At 65.2% G+C, this 18,433-nt stretch carries 17 protein-coding genes; 15 read left to right on the forward strand and 2 right to left on the reverse strand.

Annotation, left to right across the window (positions count from 1 at the left end; genetic code table 11):
- Positions 1-47 precede the first annotated feature (47 nt).
- From ABFE16_01295 to ABFE16_01365, 15 genes are all read left to right on the forward strand, one after another.
- Entirely contained in the window at positions 48-3,449 is a 3,402-nt protein-coding gene (locus ABFE16_01295) for a hypothetical protein (protein MEN6343902.1), read from the forward strand.
- Complete coding sequence (locus ABFE16_01300) at positions 3,431-4,099, forward strand: hypothetical protein (GenBank protein ID MEN6343903.1); 669 nt, start codon at positions 3,431-3,433, stop codon at positions 4,097-4,099. Before ABFE16_01295 ends, ABFE16_01300 begins: the two co-directional genes overlap by 19 nt.
- Positions 4,100-4,238: 139 nt before the next feature.
- Positions 4,239-4,781 (forward strand): hypothetical protein, encoded by a 543-nt coding sequence (locus ABFE16_01305; GenBank protein MEN6343904.1) that lies wholly within the window; start codon positions 4,239-4,241, stop codon positions 4,779-4,781.
- Positions 4,782-4,877: 96 nt separating this feature from the next.
- On the forward strand, positions 4,878-5,570 hold the full coding sequence (locus ABFE16_01310; protein MEN6343905.1) for a hypothetical protein: 693 nt from the start codon (positions 4,878-4,880) through the stop codon (positions 5,568-5,570).
- Positions 5,571-5,624: 54 nt separating this feature from the next.
- Positions 5,625-6,530 carry a phage tail tube protein gene (locus ABFE16_01315; GenBank protein MEN6343906.1) on the forward strand — a complete coding sequence of 302 codons (906 nt, stop codon included), beginning with the start codon at positions 5,625-5,627 and terminating at the stop codon, positions 6,528-6,530.
- Positions 6,527-7,042 carry a hypothetical protein gene (locus ABFE16_01320; GenBank protein ID MEN6343907.1) on the forward strand — a complete coding sequence of 172 codons (516 nt, stop codon included), beginning with the start codon at positions 6,527-6,529 and terminating at the stop codon, positions 7,040-7,042. Before ABFE16_01315 ends, ABFE16_01320 begins: the two co-directional genes overlap by 4 nt.
- Positions 7,043-8,030: 988 nt before the next feature.
- On the forward strand, positions 8,031-10,859 hold the full coding sequence (locus ABFE16_01325; protein MEN6343908.1) for a hypothetical protein: 2,829 nt from the start codon (positions 8,031-8,033) through the stop codon (positions 10,857-10,859).
- Between the two features lie 5 nt (positions 10,860-10,864).
- The gene (locus tag ABFE16_01330; protein MEN6343909.1) at positions 10,865-11,182 is read left to right on the forward strand and encodes a sialidase family protein; all 318 of its coding nucleotides are present in this window, start codon (positions 10,865-10,867) and stop codon (positions 11,180-11,182) included.
- A gap of 80 nt (positions 11,183-11,262) precedes the next feature.
- On the forward strand, positions 11,263-13,539 hold the full coding sequence (locus tag ABFE16_01335; GenBank protein ID MEN6343910.1) for a hypothetical protein: 2,277 nt from the start codon (positions 11,263-11,265) through the stop codon (positions 13,537-13,539).
- A gap of 2 nt (positions 13,540-13,541) precedes the next feature.
- Entirely contained in the window at positions 13,542-13,766 is a 225-nt protein-coding gene (locus tag ABFE16_01340; GenBank protein ID MEN6343911.1) for a hypothetical protein, read from the forward strand.
- Between the two features lie 32 nt (positions 13,767-13,798).
- Positions 13,799-14,497: a hypothetical protein gene (locus ABFE16_01345; protein ID MEN6343912.1), complete on the forward strand. Its 699-nt coding sequence runs from the start codon at positions 13,799-13,801 to the stop codon at positions 14,495-14,497.
- Between the two features lie 127 nt (positions 14,498-14,624).
- Positions 14,625-14,954, forward strand: a complete 330-nt coding sequence (locus ABFE16_01350; GenBank protein MEN6343913.1) for a hypothetical protein — start codon at positions 14,625-14,627, stop codon at positions 14,952-14,954.
- A gap of 18 nt (positions 14,955-14,972) precedes the next feature.
- Complete coding sequence (locus ABFE16_01355; protein MEN6343914.1) at positions 14,973-15,317, forward strand: hypothetical protein; 345 nt, start codon at positions 14,973-14,975, stop codon at positions 15,315-15,317.
- An 11-nt stretch (positions 15,318-15,328) separates the two neighbouring features.
- On the forward strand, positions 15,329-15,685 hold the full coding sequence (locus ABFE16_01360; GenBank protein ID MEN6343915.1) for a hypothetical protein: 357 nt from the start codon (positions 15,329-15,331) through the stop codon (positions 15,683-15,685).
- Positions 15,686-15,688: 3 nt separating this feature from the next.
- Positions 15,689-15,901 (forward strand): hypothetical protein, encoded by a 213-nt coding sequence (locus ABFE16_01365; protein MEN6343916.1) that lies wholly within the window; start codon positions 15,689-15,691, stop codon positions 15,899-15,901.
- Between the two features lie 74 nt (positions 15,902-15,975).
- Here ABFE16_01365 and jag read toward each other — a convergent pair whose 3' ends face one another.
- Both jag and ABFE16_01375 read right to left on the reverse strand, forming a co-directional pair.
- A complete protein-coding gene (gene jag, locus ABFE16_01370) occupies positions 15,976-16,692 on the reverse strand; it encodes an RNA-binding cell elongation regulator Jag/EloR (GenBank protein MEN6343917.1) in 717 nt (238 codons plus the stop codon).
- Positions 16,693-16,737: 45 nt separating this feature from the next.
- The gene (locus ABFE16_01375) at positions 16,738-18,396 is read right to left on the reverse strand and encodes a YidC/Oxa1 family membrane protein insertase (protein ID MEN6343918.1); all 1,659 of its coding nucleotides are present in this window, start codon (positions 18,394-18,396) and stop codon (positions 16,738-16,740) included.
- Positions 18,397-18,433: the final 37 nt, after the last annotated feature.

Below are 18,433 nucleotides of genomic sequence, written 5' to 3' on the forward strand. Positions count from 1 at the left end.
AGGCTAAGGCCGGAAAGGTGCGTGCCCGATTGGATCGGAGACAGTTTTTGTGGATCGATGCTCGCGGCGCCGGGGCGTGGTATCCGGCAGCGGGGAACATCCGTGCAGGAGCCGGTGAAAAGGGCACACTAGCCATCTGGCAGTGGCCCCAGTACACCCACGACAACACCGACCTGTACTGGCGGCTAGAGGTCAACAGCTCGAACTACATCCGGCAGTGCAGCGGGCGAACGCTCGGTGTGTGCTCAAACGGCACGGTCTGGTACGCGAGCACGGAGTGGAAGACGACGAACGTGGCGTGGGAGCACCTGGTCTACACGTGGGATTTCACAGTGGCAAACCAGGGGCACCTGAGGGTGTACTGGAACGGCGTGGACGCGGGCTACCACATTGACACCGCAAACGCGCCAGTGGGAACGCCGACGAAGCTGCAGTTGGGTCCAGTGATCGGGACCATAAGCCACGGCCCGCACATGATGCACTCGATGGCAGTGTGGGACGATGCGATGACTGGGGCCCAGGCAGCCGCCCTCTGGCAGGAAGGCCTTCGGTACCGGGTCACGGGAGCCGAGGGGAACGGGAACCTGACGTTCTACGCGGGCTTCAACGACCGATTGAACGCGGACTACGCCGCCGGGGACGGAACCTTCCATGTGGATGGTGCAGCGGACCGGTACTGCCTGGTGGATGACGGAGCCCGGGAGCAGGGGATACGGCGGTTCCTGATTGGGATGCCCCGACACGACTTCAGCGAGGACGACCGTTTGCCCCTGGGCGTTCCGTGCGCTCTGACCCTGGACGCGGGACGCGCGTCCTACGTACAGGACACCAACTACACGAACTATGCTGAACTGAAGGTGCTCCCGGGGTATGGCGGCGACCGCCGGATTGGAGCAGCGATCCCGGGACGTCCCGTGCTGGACAACTGGTCAGTTCCACGACCGGGCACGTACCGGCAGCGAGTGCACGTTCCGAAGGACAACCCGTCGGGGCGATACATCCGGCTCGGGCCCGTCGACTATTTGCACTACCCGACGCTGGCAACGAACGTGTATGACCAGTGGACGACCGGGCGCTCGTTCTCGGTGGTCAGCGACGCGGGGAACACTGCGACCAGCTTCAAGACGGACTTCGCGGACGGGATACCGTCAGACTACTGGAATGGCGCGTCTATCACGTTCCTGACGGGGAACTGCGCGGACCGGCGCGTAAAGGCAGCCGACTACGACGCTACGACGAAGGTGCTCACGCTGGACAGTCCCTTGCCCGCGATTCCTTCGGGCGGGAGCCTAGGTGTGGCGGACCACGGGGCACGGCTGACCGGGTGCAGGTCGTGGGGCAGCACGCAGCAGGGGCAGCGGATCCCCGAGATGACGATGGACGCCTTGCTGTGGGAGTTCCACGGCGACCAGCGGTACTTCACGGAGCTGGAGTGGCAGTACGCAGAAGAGGGCAACACGGACTTCGTGTCGCCGAATGTTCTGCGGTACGACCGAGGTCGGACGGCGTTCATGGATGGCAGCGGGACCTCGTGGTACGAGAATGGCGCCTGCTACGGGAAGCCGTCGACGTGGGAGACGAACACGCTGGAATGCCGGGTTCTCCTGGAGCGGGTTGAGGTTGAGGGGCCGACGACGTACCAGGTGCTGCGCCGGGACGCGAATGGTGCCGGGCCGGATCTGGCAGACAACTTCATGCTGGCCCAGGCGGATGGGCAGAGTCCAAAGGCCTGGCGAGTGAAGCGGTTGTCGCGCAAGATCACGCGTCCGACGAAGCAGACCAGCCCTGAGGCTGTGCGAGCGGATCTGACCGCGTCCGGGACGTGGCGTCACGACATTGGGTCGGCGCCGATTCCAGTGCTGTACGACGAGGCAACTGAAGAGTCCGTTGCACTGATCGTTGGGGTGGACAGCAGCGGTGTGTCACGGGCTGGGTACATACGCGGGAGCTGGAACACAGAGACGGGACGCATCCGGTGGGTGGACGACACGCCTCCGGCAGGGAAGCAGAATCCCTTCCTGGCGGTTTCGGACATGCGGCCAGGTAAGGAGAGGGATGTCGCCTGCAATACGGGATACCCCGTGTCCGTGGTTCGGTGCCCTGACGGCACGTGGTCGCTAGTGTATGTCGCGCAGTCGTCGCACCCAGACCATTTCATGGGCTACCAGCTCTGCGGTGCGCCGGACCGGTGGTCCTTCAGTCGCGAGAAGCACTGGTGGGACGGGAACCCCATCTGTCCGATCCTGGGTGGCGCGGATCGCCTGGCGGCGCAGCTGAACGGGTTCGGGGTGTGGGCGAACCGAGACGCGGATTGGAAGATCATCGAGAACCCGTACGAGAAGGCAGGGGCGAGGCGCTACTGGGGCATCGCACGCGGGAAGTCGATTCACGACCGGATGACCACGAACTGCGCGGACCTGCGGCCGGTGATCGGGGTTCGCGGCAGCGACCCGCGTTCGCTGCAGCCGCTGCCGCACGGGAACACGGTGTCGCCACTCGCGGGGCCTCTCGTTCATGCGGGGGAGTGCGCAGTGCTGGACCAGGCGGACTGCCTGGGGCTGTACACGGATACGGCGACCGCTATGTCGTCGGGAGTGTACTGCTACGTTAGCGAGGACGGAGTGCACTTCCAGCAGTTCGCGAACGACGGGCAATGGATCCCGAGGTCGGAGTTGTCCGGGGAGCCGAGTCGCCTGGTGCCGGACCGTCCGTTCCAGTTGGGTGATAGGCGGGTCTACTACTACGAATCGTGGCCGTGGGTGAACTTCGCTTCGATCCGTCTGAGCGGCGAGGCCTGGTACGAGCTGAGCGATGGTCAGACCACCGGGCTTCTGGAGACGCCGCTGCTTGAGAAGCCCGCAGAAGGCTGGGGGACGCTGCGCCTGAACTGCACACCGGGAGCGGGGCATATCGCGGTTGAGGTGCTGGACGGGACGACGGAGCAGCCGATGGCGGGGTTCACGGCGGCGGACTTCGATGGGTGCGTGGATGCGGTCTCGGTGGAAGCACTGTGGAAGGGCCAACGTCTGAGTTCGCTGACGACGGGCCTGGTGCGGTTGCGGTTCGTGTTCGGACGGGCGAGCAGCGCAGAGGCGACGCCGAAGCTGTATGCGTGGCGCATCGCAGAAGCTCCGGAAGCGGCGCGACCCCGAGTCAGTCAGTTGCGCGTCGAAGGACAGGAGAACCCGACGAGCATCGCGGACCCGACGCCGGAGTTCGCCTGGCAGTACGCGCACGATGAGGGTGGGGCTCAGAGCGCCTATCAGGTGATCGTGGCGTCGAGTCGGGAGCTGCTGGAGCAAGGGATCGGTGATGTGTGGGACAGCGGGGTCGTGTCCTCCAGCGAGAGCCGTGCGGTGTATGACGGCGGGTCTCTGACCAGTGAGCACCTGTACCGGTGGCGCGTGCGGGTACGCGATGAGAAGGGAACGTGGTCCGAGGAATGGTAGCTGAGGGCATCTTCGGGATGGGGCTGTGGAGCTCCTACTGCAGCACTGCAGACGTGCTGCGTCTGCTGGCCGGATACGATCTGAGCGGAGTTGGCGACAGCGACCAGGTCCAGACACGGGTACAGGAGTTGATGGCGGCAGCGCGTTGTGCCCTGGAGCATGAGGCGGGCCGGGACTTCCTATACCACGCGGATGACGAAGTGGTGGTCGACGGTAAGGGTCGGGACAGGCTGATCCTGGCTGCGAGTGGCATCTACCCCGTGGTGAGGATTCAGGAGCTGCGAGTTGGCGGCGAGGTGGTTCCGGCAGACGAGTACGTCACCTTCGGTGAGGAGGGGACGATTCGGCTGAAGGAGGAGGGGAAGCTGCTGGGGGCCTTCCCGCGCGGCGTGATGAACGTGCACCTCACGGTTGACTGGGGCTATGTGACGGCGCCTGCAGACATTGCGCTGGCCCAGGCGAAGCTGGTGGCGGCAGAGGTGTTGGCGGAGGGAACTGGAACGCAGGGAGCGGTCTCAAGCCTGCGGATCGGGGACTACGCGGTGAGCTACGACGAGGGTGGCGAGAATGCGGGGACAGTCCTGAGGTGGGCCTCGGAGGCTCGCAAGGCGGCCAGGTCGTACCGACGAATCGGTCTCGTGGCGGTCTGAGGGCAGACCGTCTGGCGAGACTAGACGGGGTTGGGCGAGGTAGAGGGCGTGGAGGACGGGACAGACTGAGTCGGGCCCCCGTGAGCCTGCGGACAGGCAGCCACGGGGGCCCGTCTGATTCCACAGGAGGCGGTGCTGATTGTCCGACCCATGCTTGCTGGCGCTGATGAGAGACGTAGTGTCCATTCGCCGGCCGCGGGTGGCGCAGACGGGACTGGGTGAGGTACTGACGGGAGTGTACGAGCTGGCGGCTACTGCGGTGCCGTGCGCCCTTCAGCCAAGAGGGGCAAAGGCTGCGGAGACGCTGGTCGGCAGACTGGAAGGGGCAACGCATGCCTGCTACCTGGAGCCCTGTGACGTGCAAGTAGGCGATCTGCTCACCGAGGCCAAGGTCGGGGATACGCTGCAGGTCGCGGTAGTCGCAGGACAGACACAGGTGACGGTGGCGGTTGGGCTGCTGCAGAGCGGAGACCGGGTGGAGGTTGGTCTGGGTGAATGCTCCGAGCTGAACAGCGTGGTGGCGGTCGACGGGCAACAGGTGACGCTGGGCACAGCGCTGCGGGCAGCACATTCGGTCGCGGAGCCAGTGACTGCTGTGGTCGTCTACGAGGTGTTGGGCGTTGAGGACCAGGCCGGGGCAGGCCATCACCTCAGGCTCGCGGTGAGACGGCAAGAGGTCTGAGGGCCGGCAGCGGCGTGCTGTCTCGAGAAGCTGTCCGGTGTGTAGCGAGGGCGGCCATCCGCAGGGAATCAGCAGAGTGGTAAGGGGGTAGGTCGGATGGGTGTTGAGATGTTCCACCACGGAGAGATCCTGGAGGCGTTGCGCCTGCTGTGCCAGGGCGCCGTGCGGCTCCGAAGTGACGCGGAGCTTGAGGACACGCTTCAGGTAGGGAGCAATCGTCTCTTCGCTGTGGGCACGGAGGTCGAGGTGACCGAGGACGGTGGAGTCACCGAGCGGCGGACGGTTCAGGGGCTAGTAGGACTGGAGCAAGTGGTGCTGACGGAGGCGCTCACGGGGAGCTATCACGTGGCGAAGAACGCGGTGGTGAAGCTAGTTCAGACGGGCGTGCCCGAACTGGCATGGATCGGGCAAGGCAAGCCTGCGGTGACCCCGCGGCCGATGCCCGGAGCCTTCCCGTGTGTCGTGGTGTCGCCGGTGGCGATGGAACAGCCGCTGAAGGAAGGGACGAACCGGTCGTACACGCAGGGGTATCTGAGCAGCGTGTACTACGTGCGGAAACGCCTGGAGGGTGAGGTTGAGGAGCAGAGATTCCAGAGCGAGGTTGCCGGGCTGTTCAACCTGCTGATGGGCGATCCGTACCTGGGCGGCACCTGCTGGTACGGGCAAGTGACACGGGTCGACTACCGTTGCTCCGAGGAGCCTGCTTTACATGAGCGCGGTTCGGCGGTGAGAGTGGCGAGACTCGAGGTGCTGGCGAGACGGTCGGAGGTCTGGGGCGCTGCGTCCTAGGCACGGACCGGCCAGCTCCAGAGGGATCAGCGAGGATGCGAGGAGGGTGACCAGATGGCAGTTGCGTTGTCGCTAGAGGGGTCGTTTGGGTTCGCACTGCAGGAGACGAAGGGAACGTATGTGGCGCCGAGTACCTGGCTGCCGTTGACGGGTGTCAACGCCGACCACGGTGAGACGCTGAGCTGGAAAAAGAACTACGTGGTGCTGGATACGGCGGACGGTCGCGCGTATCAGACCAGCTACTACTCCGCCGGGGAATGGGCAGAGGGCTCTGTGCGAGTGCCGATCGTGCCCGGGAGTCTGAGCTCCCTGTTTTCGTGGATCCAGGATCGGGATGTGGACAGCCAGGGCAAGTGGGCCTCGATCCTTGTGGATTGCATCAACGACGTCAAGAAGCTGACGGATGTGAAGGTGCGGACGGCGACCTTCGACTTCGTGAAGGGTGAACCGGTGACCTGCAGCCTGGAGCTGTGTGGGTTGCGGATGGAGAGAGGAACGTCGGCCACTCCGAGCATCCCGGTGGCGGCGCCGTACGTGTTCCGCGAAGCGAAGGTGGAGATCGCCACGGCCGGTGGTGCGCTGGTCGAGGACGTGAACTGCGAGGCGATCCAGGTCGTGCTGGACAACGTGGTGGAGGACCCGGAGGAGGGTCTGCGGCTGCGCGAGAGTGGTGAGCCACTGCAACTGTACAACCTGGCCGGCGTGCGCTGCCGAGGAGCGCTGTCCCGGGACTTCGTGGACAGCAAGGTCTTCGCGGACTTCGCGGCGGGTCAGGAGGCGGCACTGCGTCTGACCCTGGAGCGTGGCGCGACAGTGGCGACGGTGACGATGCCGCGAGTGCTGTACACGTCGAGCGATCTGGGGCTTCCGGGTTCGCATGAGCGGCGGATTTCGGAGAAGGTGGACTTCGTGGCGCTTGGCAGCACCGATGGTCTGACGGCACCTGTGGTGCTGGCATGAGTCGGGGCTATGTAGCGAGAGGCGATGAGCTGGAGGCCTCGCAATGGGTCATTGTGGCGGCTGCTGAAGGGGGCACCGTGCGGTTCGAAGCGCCGCCAGTAGCCCCTGGAGGCTGCTGGGTGGAAGTGCGTGCCTTGACCCACCGTGAGGCGCTGGAACGCGAGAGCGTCGGCGGGTACGAGGAGTACGAACTCAGCGACGGAGGACGAGTGCTGTCGGTCGTGCGGCGGTGTGATCGCTGGGCGATGGCGGAGTACGACTATCGGTATTCGCTGGTGGACTGGTGCCTTCCGGTGCGGCAGTACGACGGCTCGACGGGTCTGCAGTGTGGGAGCGAGCTTGCGGAGGAAGAGCGTGTGGACCTGCTCGCAGCGATGCCGCCAGCCCTGGCGGAATGGGTCGGGGAGTGCATCGATCGCGTGAACTTGAGGAATGCCGAGGGCGAAGGTGCACTGGAGGACGCGAAAAAAAAGCCGCCGACCTGGTGTGCGGAGGCAGCCGAGGCCTGCTGAGTGTGCGAGAAATCGTGGCCGTCGAGAGGTCTGAGGTTGGGGGCCGGGTTCTGCGGGAAGGCTCGGACTTCGCAACCCAGGAGGAGCTGGAAGGCAAGGCGGCCGGACCTCGCCTGGAACTGCTGGAGCCGCTCGCAGCGCGGTTGGCGATGCTGGCCTGCGAAGACTGGAGCGCCGCGTCCATCTGCGGGTGGCGGGGATTGGAGAGGCTGGACGGGATGCCGGCATGGAGGGCTGAGCTATGGGAACACGTGTGCAGAGCGGCGTCGCCGTGGATCGGTCCGTGTGCGTCCGACGGCGTGGGCTGCTGAAGGTGACGTCGGTGCGTGTGGGACTGCTCCGGCAACTGTCACGGGGCAGACGACGGGCCACCTGGGAGACGGAGAGCAAGGCGGTGGCTGAGACCGGAGTTAGGGTGAGCGCGTCGCGCCTGAGGACGAGAAGGGCTGCGCGGCAGAGCGGAACCGGAAGGCTGAGGACCTGGTCGGGAGCCTGCGAAGCGGGAAGCGCTGTACACCGGCAGAGCAGGGCATCGGTGCAGACGTCCATGGGCAAGGTCGGCCATCAGAGGCGGCAGGGGCCCTCGGGAGCGGTTGCAGAGGCCTGGAAACGAGGGCGCCAGGCGACTCGGCAAGGGCCGGCAGAGCCAAGGCTGCGTCGAGGGCAAGGCGTGTCGGCGAGGACGATGGCGCCAAGGGAATCAGGTCACAGGGCGACGAGCAGCTCGGCCCTCGGAAGTGCGGGCATGGGCTTCCGGGGAAGCAGAGGAAGGGCAAGAGTGCCCGGGCGATGCCCGAAGGTTGCGTCTGAGAGCTTAGGCGTGAGGAAGAGCGCCCGGGCGGCAGCCACGGGAAGTGCGGGAACCCGAGTCGACCTCGGACAGCGGTCCTGGGACGGTTTCATGCGGGCGTGTCGGCTGGACCTGGCGCGGTAGCGAAGTGTCGGAGACTGCCGAGCGGTTCGGAAGTCAGGGTCTGGGGGAAGGGCCATGCAGAGGAGATACGCGACAGGCGACCGCGTTGTGCTGGGCGGCCGTGAGGGCGTCATCGTGGACGGGCGGAAGGCCGCTCAGGGTCAGTATGCCTTCACAACGAGCGCCGGCGTGGTGCAAGGCCGGGTACTCAAGGCAACCGGGCCAGAGGTGGTCCTCGACGGCGCACAGGTGTGGCTGATCGAGGAAGGGACGACCCCCGGAGGCAGCGGCCGGTATGCGGTGATGGTGGAGGACTGGTACTGGGGTGTGCGGGTGGAACCGGCGGAGTTTGTCGCGGCGCCGATCACGAAGGACCTTGTGATGGGCTATCGCCTGGAGGGCCAAGTGCTTCGTGATGGGGTGCCTGAGGCAGGGGCCAAGGTGAGCCTTGAGGTGATACTCGAGACTCGCGAGGACGGCGAGGTCGTACTGTGGGATAGCGAGGAGTACAACGAGCTGGTGTACTCGGAGTCGCTGGGCACATGGGTAGAGGGCCCGCGGGTTCTGACGCCAATCCAGGCAGATGCGACGGGCTGCTGGAAGACCATCGTGCCGAAGGGTGACGGGGCCGTCTACCAGCGCCCCGGAGACCGGCGAGACGGCAGTGAGGAGACGGCTCGGAAGGCACTGCCCCGGTGGGTGAAGGGCATCAGCGTAATGTACCTCGGTCACCGGGCACCAGTGAGTGAGGGTTTTCCGGCGGTCATCAGCCTGGAGAGCGGGGTATTGAGGGTGACGGCGACCCCCGGGGCCTACCTGCGCATCGGGACGATGGAGGATGCGGGTGAGGTGTACGGGGTGCCTGAGAGCGGGCAGGTGACCGTGAGCGGTCTCCCCCACTGTGAGCATACGGTAGTGCAGTTCCGCAGGAACGCCTGGGGCGACTGGGATCCCGGATGGGGCTGTGCCCGACGCGTGGTTGAGGTGCAGGAGGGGACGGAGACAGCGTTGGTGATGCCTCCGCTGGAGGCGTATGACACTGGTGGCGAGACGGTCTGCGGGCGAGTGTATGAACGGCCGGGAGTGCCCCTTAGTGGGCTGAGCATCGTGATCGTGGACATGGAGAAGTGCCAGGTGGTCGGGACCGCCGCGACGACTAACAGCGAGGGGTACTGGAGCGCGACGATCCCGACAGAGGGTTTTGGCGGAGAGCTAGGCATCCACGATGCGACCTGGGGAAGCGTGCCGGTACTGGGATGGCCGTACTCGGACATAGTGCTCGGGGCGAGGGCGTACTCGTCGTGGGATGACACGTACCGCCCCGAGGCGTGGCGCAAGGGGAGCTTCGGGCACAAGAACTTCCCCTATGTGCGCGGAGCGCTGTGGGTGGAAGACGCGGAGACCGGCGAGAGGTTCGAGGTGGAAGAGGCCAGCTACGGCGGCTGGGTGACGAAGTCGACGCTGCCGAAGTACCGGTACGTGGCCGACGTCGGGCAAGTGGTCAATCAGGGGTCTGTGATCCGCAGCTACAACGTGGTGGAGGAGGAAGGGCCTCTTGAGAGCGGCTTCACCCTGGGCAGCCAGCCCTTCGAGGACTACGAGAGCAGTCCGGGGCAGTTCCGCGCGGCCGGTCACTACCCTGAGGCGAAGTGGCTGATCGGCGGCAAGCTCCAGGGGAACGTGGTGCTGGACAGTGAGGACCGGATCGACGAGCAGGAGCCGGAAGCTGCCCGCGTGGGACTGGAGTTCGGCAAGGTGCATCCCTCTGTGGAGATGCGGACGGGGAAGTCGGAGGGCACGTGCGACTGGACCAGCATCGCCGGGTTCCTGTGCCCCTACTGCGGAGGTCCGGCCTACCGTGACCCGGAGAGCAGTCTGGGAGTCCAGGGGTACTGCACCAACTGCGCGGAAGCCTTCGACAACCCGCAAGCTATGGACTGCCGGAGTTACTTCCGCAGTCCGACAGTGATGACAGGGCGCTACCGCCAGCGAGGGGTAGCGCAGACTGCGAGCGGCGTGCTGCAGCGAGGAGTCCGGTACCACTGGCGGCCTGATCTGTACGAAGAGAGCGAGGGGTTCCTGACCCAGACCGGCACGGGGCAACCAACCAACGCTCCGCGATGGTTCGCGGTGCACCCGGAGGAACTCGGCGACGGATTGGGCTTGGGGCGATTCGACGCAGACGGGTCACCGCAGTTCGTGGCGGGGCATGACCTGGGCTACTACGGCGGGCTGATGGGGGCGGGCCGTGAAGTGGGTCCTGCGCAACTCAAGTTGGTCTTCGATGCCGGGTACCAGGTGCCCGAGGAGTTCGCCCTGGACGTCGATGCGGCGCGATGGGATGGGACCCTCGAGACAGTGCGAGTGGTGGTTCCCGCGGGGATGCGTGGACCCTGTGCCCAGGTTCCCTTCGGGGAGGTCGTGCGGCTGAGGTCGACGGCGAGGATGAAGGCGGAACTCGTGAGCTCCCCCTACAGGGGATCCGGGGTCTACAGAGGGGTCGCCGACATGCGACTGGCTTCCGCTGGTCCAGCGTCGGGATGCCGGTGCAGGGCCACCGCAGATGGTCCGTACCTGGCCTCACCGGTGGGTGTGAAGGTGGAGAACCGCGTGGGGACTCCGGTGGCGCTGCAGCTCGATCGGGCCTGGGGGAACCCGGACCTGACTGAGGACCAGTTCGGGCAGCTCTTCGTGGCCTACACCAGGGAGGGCAACATCGAGCTTCGACGTCGCGGCGGGCTGAGCGGCACCTGGGAAGAGGCACAGGTGGTGTCGGGGGATGGCATGAGCGACTATGCGGACGTGGCGAAGAACGGGCAGGGGACACTGCTTGTGGCCTACGAGCGCGACGGCCAAGAGACGGTAGTGGTGCAGTCGCGCGATGACGGACAGGAAGTGGAGTGAGGGTTGTGAGTGAGGCCTGCATGCTGTCCTTGCCGGTTGCCGTGGAGCGGGACGGTCTTTTGTACGTGGTAGGTATCCGGGACGGGTTCTACCGGGTCCGGCGCAGCAGTGATGGCGGTGCAACGTGGCTCCCCTATTCCGGCGGTGAAGTGGAGAGGCCGGTGGCGGAAGCCTGCACGGGCCAGAGAGCAGCGCTGGTCAAGCTGACGGGGCAGGGCGCGCCACTTCTGGCATGTGTAGCGGGATGGCCGGAACTAGTGGTCTACGCCTCCTACGATGACGGGGAGACGTGGGAAGCGGAGAGCACGATTGGCGGAGCGTAGGGCGCGGAAGAGAGCCGTCGGAGGCAGGATCCAGGCCAGGGCGACAGAGCAACCTGTCGCCGAGTGAGGCGGAAGGGCATATGGCGAAACGCATCTATCCGGGCGCACGAGTGCGGCTGTACGAGCCGGGCCGGCAGTACATACAGGAGTTTGATGGATTCGGGCGGTACGAGGTGGTGGGTGACCTCTGGCGAGCCGGGCGCGTGCAGTGCAATACGGTGTCGTCGGAGACGCTGGGGCTTGGTGCGGGACTGGGCAGCCACAGTGAAGCCTCGGCAGCAATGCTCCTGGACCACCGCGAGCTGAACCTGGCAGTGTGCCGACCGTTCCTGGACAGCACGCAGTCGGTGGGTCTGGACCAGTTCGATCTGTACGGCGGTCGCTGGCAGGGTCTAGAAGGCCTGGGGATCGGGAAAGAGGTGCGGCTCTACCAGTCGGACGGCAACGCCGAGATCGCAACGGGAGCTGTGAGCCGCTTCACGTTGCCGCGCAACCCGGTCATCTGTGTTGGGCTGCAGAGGGTTCCGCCACGGGCGGGGCACTCGTGGGCCTCTCAGCCTCCAAGCACAGAGGTGCAACTGGGAGTCGGCTCGGCGAAGGAATGGTCGCTGGTGGTCCCCTATGGTGGCCCGGCCTTCCTGAGGCGGCGACGAGGCGGGGTGTGGGAGAGTGTGCCTGGTCAGGGGCACGGGAGGAGGATCGGCAACCTGGAGGGGAACGCCTCCGGGCAGCGCGTTCTGCTGTGGCTGGCGGTGTGGCGAGGGAAACTCGTGGCCTCGACCGATGGCTTCGCGGAGGATCTGTGGGTCTGTTCGGGCGGGGGCGAGCCGGTTGAGGTTCCTGAGGGACGGATAGCCTTGTGGCACAACGCCGGTCAATGGGCGTTCTCGGTGCTCCCGGTGAAGATGGTGAGCGCTGTCCTGGACAGCTTTCCGCTGGAGGCCGGGTATGACACCCTGGTGTCTGCCGGCGACCTGTTCGTGGAGGCGCGTCAGGAGCCGGTCCGCAAGGACGATGGGACCGTTCTCGCCCAGGCTACGGTGGAGGACAACACGGAGCTGCGGGCTGATCTGGGACCGACTGAGCGTAGCTGGCGCGTCACCCTGGAGCCATACGTGCATCAACCAGAGGGGCAGACGGTCCGCACGTGTGTATCGCCGGAGCTGCACAGCGTGCAGATAGGCCAACAGGCCGACATCGTTGAGCCAGGGACGACGGCGTGCTCTGACGTGACCGACGATGTAGAGGCTGTGACGGGTGAGGTCGGCGGTGATGGTAGGGCCAGCCTGTACGAGATCCGTCTGGACAACGCCCAGGGCCGATATGCGGGCCTCAGTGAGTACCGACGGTGCGAGGTGGAACTGGGCTGGACGCTGGACGACGGCTCGGCGGAGTACACGCCCGTTGTAGACGGCCATGCGGTCGAACCAAGCCCAAGCGTAGGACAGTCGCTGGAGCAGCGGCTGGAGGCAGTGATCATTGACGGGATGGTCCGCCTGCGGGACGAGAAGTGTGATGGCCGCGCGCCGGTATTCGACGGATGGCCGGTAGTTGAAGCGGTGGCATGGGTACTGGGGCGATGCGGCATACCAGCCAGTGCGCAGGATCTTGAGGACACCGGGACACGGCTGAGTAGCGGTCCTTTCGACCAGCCGCGATGGCGTGTTGAGACGGGACGTGCGTGGTCGGAGTTTCTGGCCGAGGTAGTGGAGTTCGACCACCGAGGAGTTCTGTTCCAGGACGTGGACGGCAAGTTCCGGAAGGCCTGCCGCTACTGTCGTCAGAAGCGGACGTCACAGGATGTGGTTCGGCATGATGGGACTACTCACGGCGCCTGCGACAGCACCGTGAAGTGGGAGCTGCACACCCGAGACGGCGTCGCGGGGCTCGGAGGCACACAGGGAGCGGTACTGTCGATTGAGCGTGCGCAGCGGAGCCTGCACGGTGAGGACTACGCGAACTACGTGGCTGTGTGTGGGGTCAGTGCCACCGGCGAGCCGATACAGGCGGCGGCCCTTGAGGCAGGCTCGGTGAGTGATCCAACTTCGGACCACTTCGTGGGCTGGCGCAAGATGTCGGTAAGCGCGCTAGCGACGCACACGACACAGGCTGAGGCGAACCGACTGGCCCTCTCGCTGTATGCGGAGAAGGCAGAACGACCGGAACGGGTGCGGATAGTCATACCACTGGAGCCGGGGATGCGGATCGGGGACGTGGTTCAGCTTCGCGGTGCCGAGAGCGTTGGAGCTGATGGACGCAAGTACCGCGTCGAGGCACTTCGGCACGTTGTGCAGCGGGGTCGGAACCGGCCGGCGACGACGGAGATCCAGGCACGGTGGCTGCGAGAGGAGAGCTAGGCATGTCCATTGCGGAGATGCTCAGGAGCGAGATCGACCGCCTGGTGAGGCCGGGTCAGCCGTCGACCGCAGTCGTGTGCCACAGGGCGATGGACGGTTCGGTGTTCATGCCGGGAGACCAGCGTCGAGTACGGGAGCTCCAGATGCCTGAAGGACGAGTGGTTCAACGCGGGGTCTATGGCCGCTGCCGCTACGGACAAGCACAGTATGCGGCCGGCCGGAGATAGACGGAAAGGCAGTGTGAGGGTGGATGTCGAGCGTGACACCGAGGTATGGTCTGGCGACAGACCTGGGGACAGACGACTTCATTGAGCCAGGCCACCACAATCGGCTGGCAGAAACGATAGACCGGGTGCTGGGGAGCCTGGTGGAGAAGGTGCTCGGTCGAGGTGTGTTCGCCGGGTGGGAGCTGACCAGCGGGAAGCAAGTGACCGCAGGCGAGGGGCTGGTCGGGAACTGCTGGTGCACAACCACTGTGAACAGCGCGATCAGCGGTCTCACGGCGGGAGCACTCAACCATGTGTACGCAGTGGCCACGGGTTACTCAGCACCCGAGGGCACTGTGGCCTTCGCAGCACAGCTCGCCCCGCCAGGGCCAGGTGGTTCGGTGTACCTGGGGACGATGACGCTCGATGCCGGGGGGACGGTGACGGCAGTGGACAACTGGGCCAGCGGGGTTGAGCGGAGTTGCTGCCGCCTGCAGATGGCGAAGATCTCCGGAAGCGGAACAGCGACGGCGGTGCCCGCGGGATCCAGTCAGAGCAAGATCGTGACCCATTCCGAGAAGGCGGAGTTCATCGTTGCGGGTCACCTTGTTGCAGAGACCTCGACGCCGGACTTCAGTGTAAGGGTAACCGAGAGCTCACGCGGCGACCAGTTCACGCTGGAGATCACCAACGGCGGGACGGCTTCGGCCGACTGCAGCTTCACATGGCAGCGCGAGGGCCTGCTTCGCTGAGGAAGTTGAGTGCAGCCGTGCGAGGAGAAGCTGACAGCGGGACCTTGCCGCTGCTGGAACCTGGGATGCCCCGACTGAGCCTGAGCGGGTGTGGTCGGGGCATCTGCCTTTGGGACGGGAGAAGAGGATGTCAGAGGTCGAGGTCGCAGGGAAGGCAAGCGGGGAAGGAAAGCGGACCAAGTGGTGGCAGGAGTGGCTGCGGCCACCGAGCCTTTTCACCGTGGGAAGCGTGGTCGCGTTTGCGATCATCTGGTACACGAACGTTGGCGCACACTGCGCCGATGCAACGGCAGCTCAGCCGCGGTACCACCATACAAGCGAGGATCTGCGGAGGGAGTTCGTGCCGCTGGATGTGCACCTGCAGCAGGAGCAGGATAGCGAACGACGGCTGAACGAGATCAACACGAAGATCGACCGGCTGGAGAATAAGGTGGACCGGTTGCTGGAGCGTCCGTAGTCGAGGGAGGGAGCGGCCATGCAGGAGTGGACAGACCTGGCGTCATTGATGACCCAGCGGCCAGAGGCTGCAGAGGTGATCGCCGGCGCCCTGGTTGCGTTGGTGGTGCAGATGGTGAAGTCGGTGTGGAAACTGCCGCCGGGAGGGGCGAAGTGGCAGAAGCTGGCAGTTGCGATGTTGAGCTCCGTGCTCCTGACCTGGGCCAGGCAGTGTCTGACCCCGGAGTACGAGACCGCAGCAGACCTGCTGATGGGAGCCCTGGTGACGTGGAGCAGCTCGACGCTGGCACACAGCGTAGCCTTCCGCCAGTCGGGTGGTAAGGGTGATACAGCGTCGGGGCCTGGAATGCCTGCGACTGGATAGGAGGGCGTTGGATGCGGCGCGTAGCGTTTCTGGTGGTGTTGTGCCTGGCCTGCGGGGCTGTCGAGGCGCAGGGATTTGGCGAGTTGGAGGGGCGAGTGGTGAAGCCCCTGGCACCGGATCTGTCGCTGGAGTTCGGAGGCGGGATCAGCGTCGAACTCGGGCTCTTGCCGCCGGACTGGCCTGTGATCGCGGAGCGCAAGGTCTTTGTGGACGCCCTGTTGGTTGAGGGACAGGCAGCGCTCGGGATGAGCCTGTCACTGCGAGGGGCCAGGCACGATGATGGCCTGCGCCTGGGAGGAGCGATCTACCGGGCAGAGGGTTTCGAGTGGTCGCTGTACCTGGCGAGGGCCGTCGAGTTCAGGTGGTGAGGGATGAGCGGGTTAGTGGACCGGTTCTGGCTGTGGCGGCGCTTCGGGCTCCCGGCAGTGGCGATGCTGATGGCTGTGGGGATGACCGTGTGCGCCTGGGGGTGTGCCCAGATGCCCGACCGTTTGCTGAGCTGCGGACTGGCAGCCCTGGCTGGGTATGTGGGGGGAGTGTGGATGGTGCTATTCGCCCGTCGCCACATGCGACCTGTGGAATAGCGTAGCGGGTGAGGAAGGGTAGTGAAACGGGGTGCCCAAAGGGCACCCCGTTAGCGTGACTCAGTGCTCGGGCCTCAGACCCGGGGTGAGATGACCAGATGGCGGTCGTCTCCCTCGCCCTCGGAGTAGGTCTCAACGTCGGGATCATCCTTGAGGGCCAGGTGCACGATGCGGCGCTCATAGGGCTTGAGGTCGGTGACGACGATCTCCTTGCCGGCTTCCTTGGCCTTTGCAGCGTGCGTGTGAGCCATCTTCTCCAGCATCTGCTTGCGGCGTTCGCGGTAACCCTCGGCATCCAAGACGATGCGGACGGCATGGTCGGTGCCACGGTTCACGATGATCGCGAGCACGAGTTGGAGAGCGTCGAGTGCGGCGCCATGGTGGCCGATGGTGTGCCCAACGTCGGCGCCCCGGATCTCAAGACCGACTTCGTCGCTGTTCTGGTGGGTAACGATGGCCTCTGCGTCGATTCCCATGAGCGACAGGACATGGTTGAGGGTCTCGACACCAACGGCCGCGGCGTCCGCTGAGGGCTGCAGCTCGTCGTCAGCTTCAGGCGTGGAGTCGTCGGAGCAGACCGGCTCGTCCCCACAAGAGGGTTCGGAGGTTGTTGCTTCCGTGTCGGCTACAGAGGCCCTGATGCGGTATTCGTGGGTTCCGAGTCGTCCGAGAATGCCCCGGGGTTCGTCCAGGACCTCGACGGTGAGCTGATCTTCGCTGACACCCAACTCGCGAGCAGCAGTCGCTCGGGCCTCCTCAAGGGTTTTGCCGGCCACTTCCACTGACTTCATGGATACGTACTCCCTTCTCAGCCTCGCCGCATCCGACGGCACGGGTCAGCGCTTCTTGTTGCGTTTGGGATGGGTGTCCTTCTTGCGATCGCGACGGATATCTTCCATGCTACGGCGATCAAGGTTGTCGGCGGCCAGCTTCTCTTCAGTGTCTTCCAGAGTCTTGGTTGGCTCGCCCGACAGAAGCTGTGCCATGCGGCTGACGAGACCCCCAGACCGGGCCGGCGCTGCCGGAGTAGTCTCAGTGTGGGCCATGACACGGCTGTAGTTCCACTGCTGCGCGAAGTAGATGACGTTGGTGCCGAGCCAGTAGAGGATGAAGGCCGCCGGGAAGGTTTTGAACATGAAGAAGAACATCAGCGGCATCATGTACATCATCATCTTCTGCTGCTGTTCCTGCTGTGGGTCCATGGCCGCCTGGGGCGTGGTCTTGCTGGTCATCTTCTGGAAGAGGATCATGCTGATGGTGTAGGCGACCAGCAGGATCATGTCGGGACCGCCGAGATTGGGCACCCACAGGAAGGACGCGCGGTCGAACTGGACGATGTAGAGGCGGATGCCCTTGTAGATAAGGATCAGGATGGGCATCTGGACGATCAGCGGCAGACAGCCCCCGAGCGGGTTCACGCCGTTGGCCTGACACAGCTTCCAGAACTCCTGCTGGAACTTCTCCTTGTCATCGGCGTAGCGGGCCTGGAGCTCCTTCATCTGGGGCTGAAGTCTCTTCATGGCCTCGGCGGACTGTAGCTGCTTCTTGGTCAGTGGCCAGATGATGAGGCGGACCACGAGAGAGAGAAGCAGGACGCCCAGAGCCGGGTTGCGCCCGCAGAGCGTGACAAAGAGATCGACGAAGCGGTACCAGAAGTTCTCCGCGTTGAGCCTGTCGAGGGTATCGCCGATGGCCTCACGCACGGGCAACCGGTCCCAGGCTTCTTGCTTGCTATCGGGCATCCAGACTGCATAGGTGCGGCTTCCCGGCGGCACGTTCGTGATGTAGGTGTTCCAGGCCATGTTGTAGTACTTGCCTGCCTCGACCTTATCACGAGCATCATAGGCAAGGCGAGCGGCACTGACGCGGGCGAAGGCGCCGAGGTTACCTTGCGAGGTGCGGGTCGCTGCCTCGGCCTCCGAGTAGGCCGTCATCGCCTTCTTGTTGTCGCCAAGGAGCTCGTAGATGCGGGCGACACGAATCAGTGCGATACCGGCGCTGGGGCGGATCTGATTGGCGCGGACGACTGGGGTCGTACCACGCATCTCGACCGTGCCCTGGACAGCCGCAGGGAGACCGTAGATGTCCTTGCCTGGAAAGCCTTCCGGCTGGGTGCCTTCGGCCAAGTCCACGAGGCATCGGCTGCGGTCTGTCTGAAGCACGGCGACAGCTTCGTCGGAGTGCTCGTAGAGGCCCTCGACGACCACCATCTGGCCTTTGAGGCTACCGGCGAGCTTCGCCAGATCGTCCAGGGGGACCGACTTCGCCGCACTGGGCGAGCCAAGGAGGCGTTCCCAGAAGCCCAGTTTGGGCTGGTGGTCACGGGCCCACTGCGCCATGTCCTGCAGCGGCTTGATCTGGCCCTGCAGTTCGTCCTTGGAGAGCGTCCCGTCAGGTCCGGGCTTGGCCGTGATGACGAGAGCCGAGGGGAGCCCATGCTGGGACTGCATGGGCGCTGCCGCGGCGAAGGCGCAAAGCGCGAAGGTTGCAGACAATACAAACGACGCCACCAGCCAGGAGCCAGTGGCGCGC

This window comes from Armatimonadia bacterium (genome assembly GCA_039679385.1).
Lineage (GTDB): Bacteria > Armatimonadota > Zipacnadia > Zipacnadales > JABUFB01 > JAJFTQ01.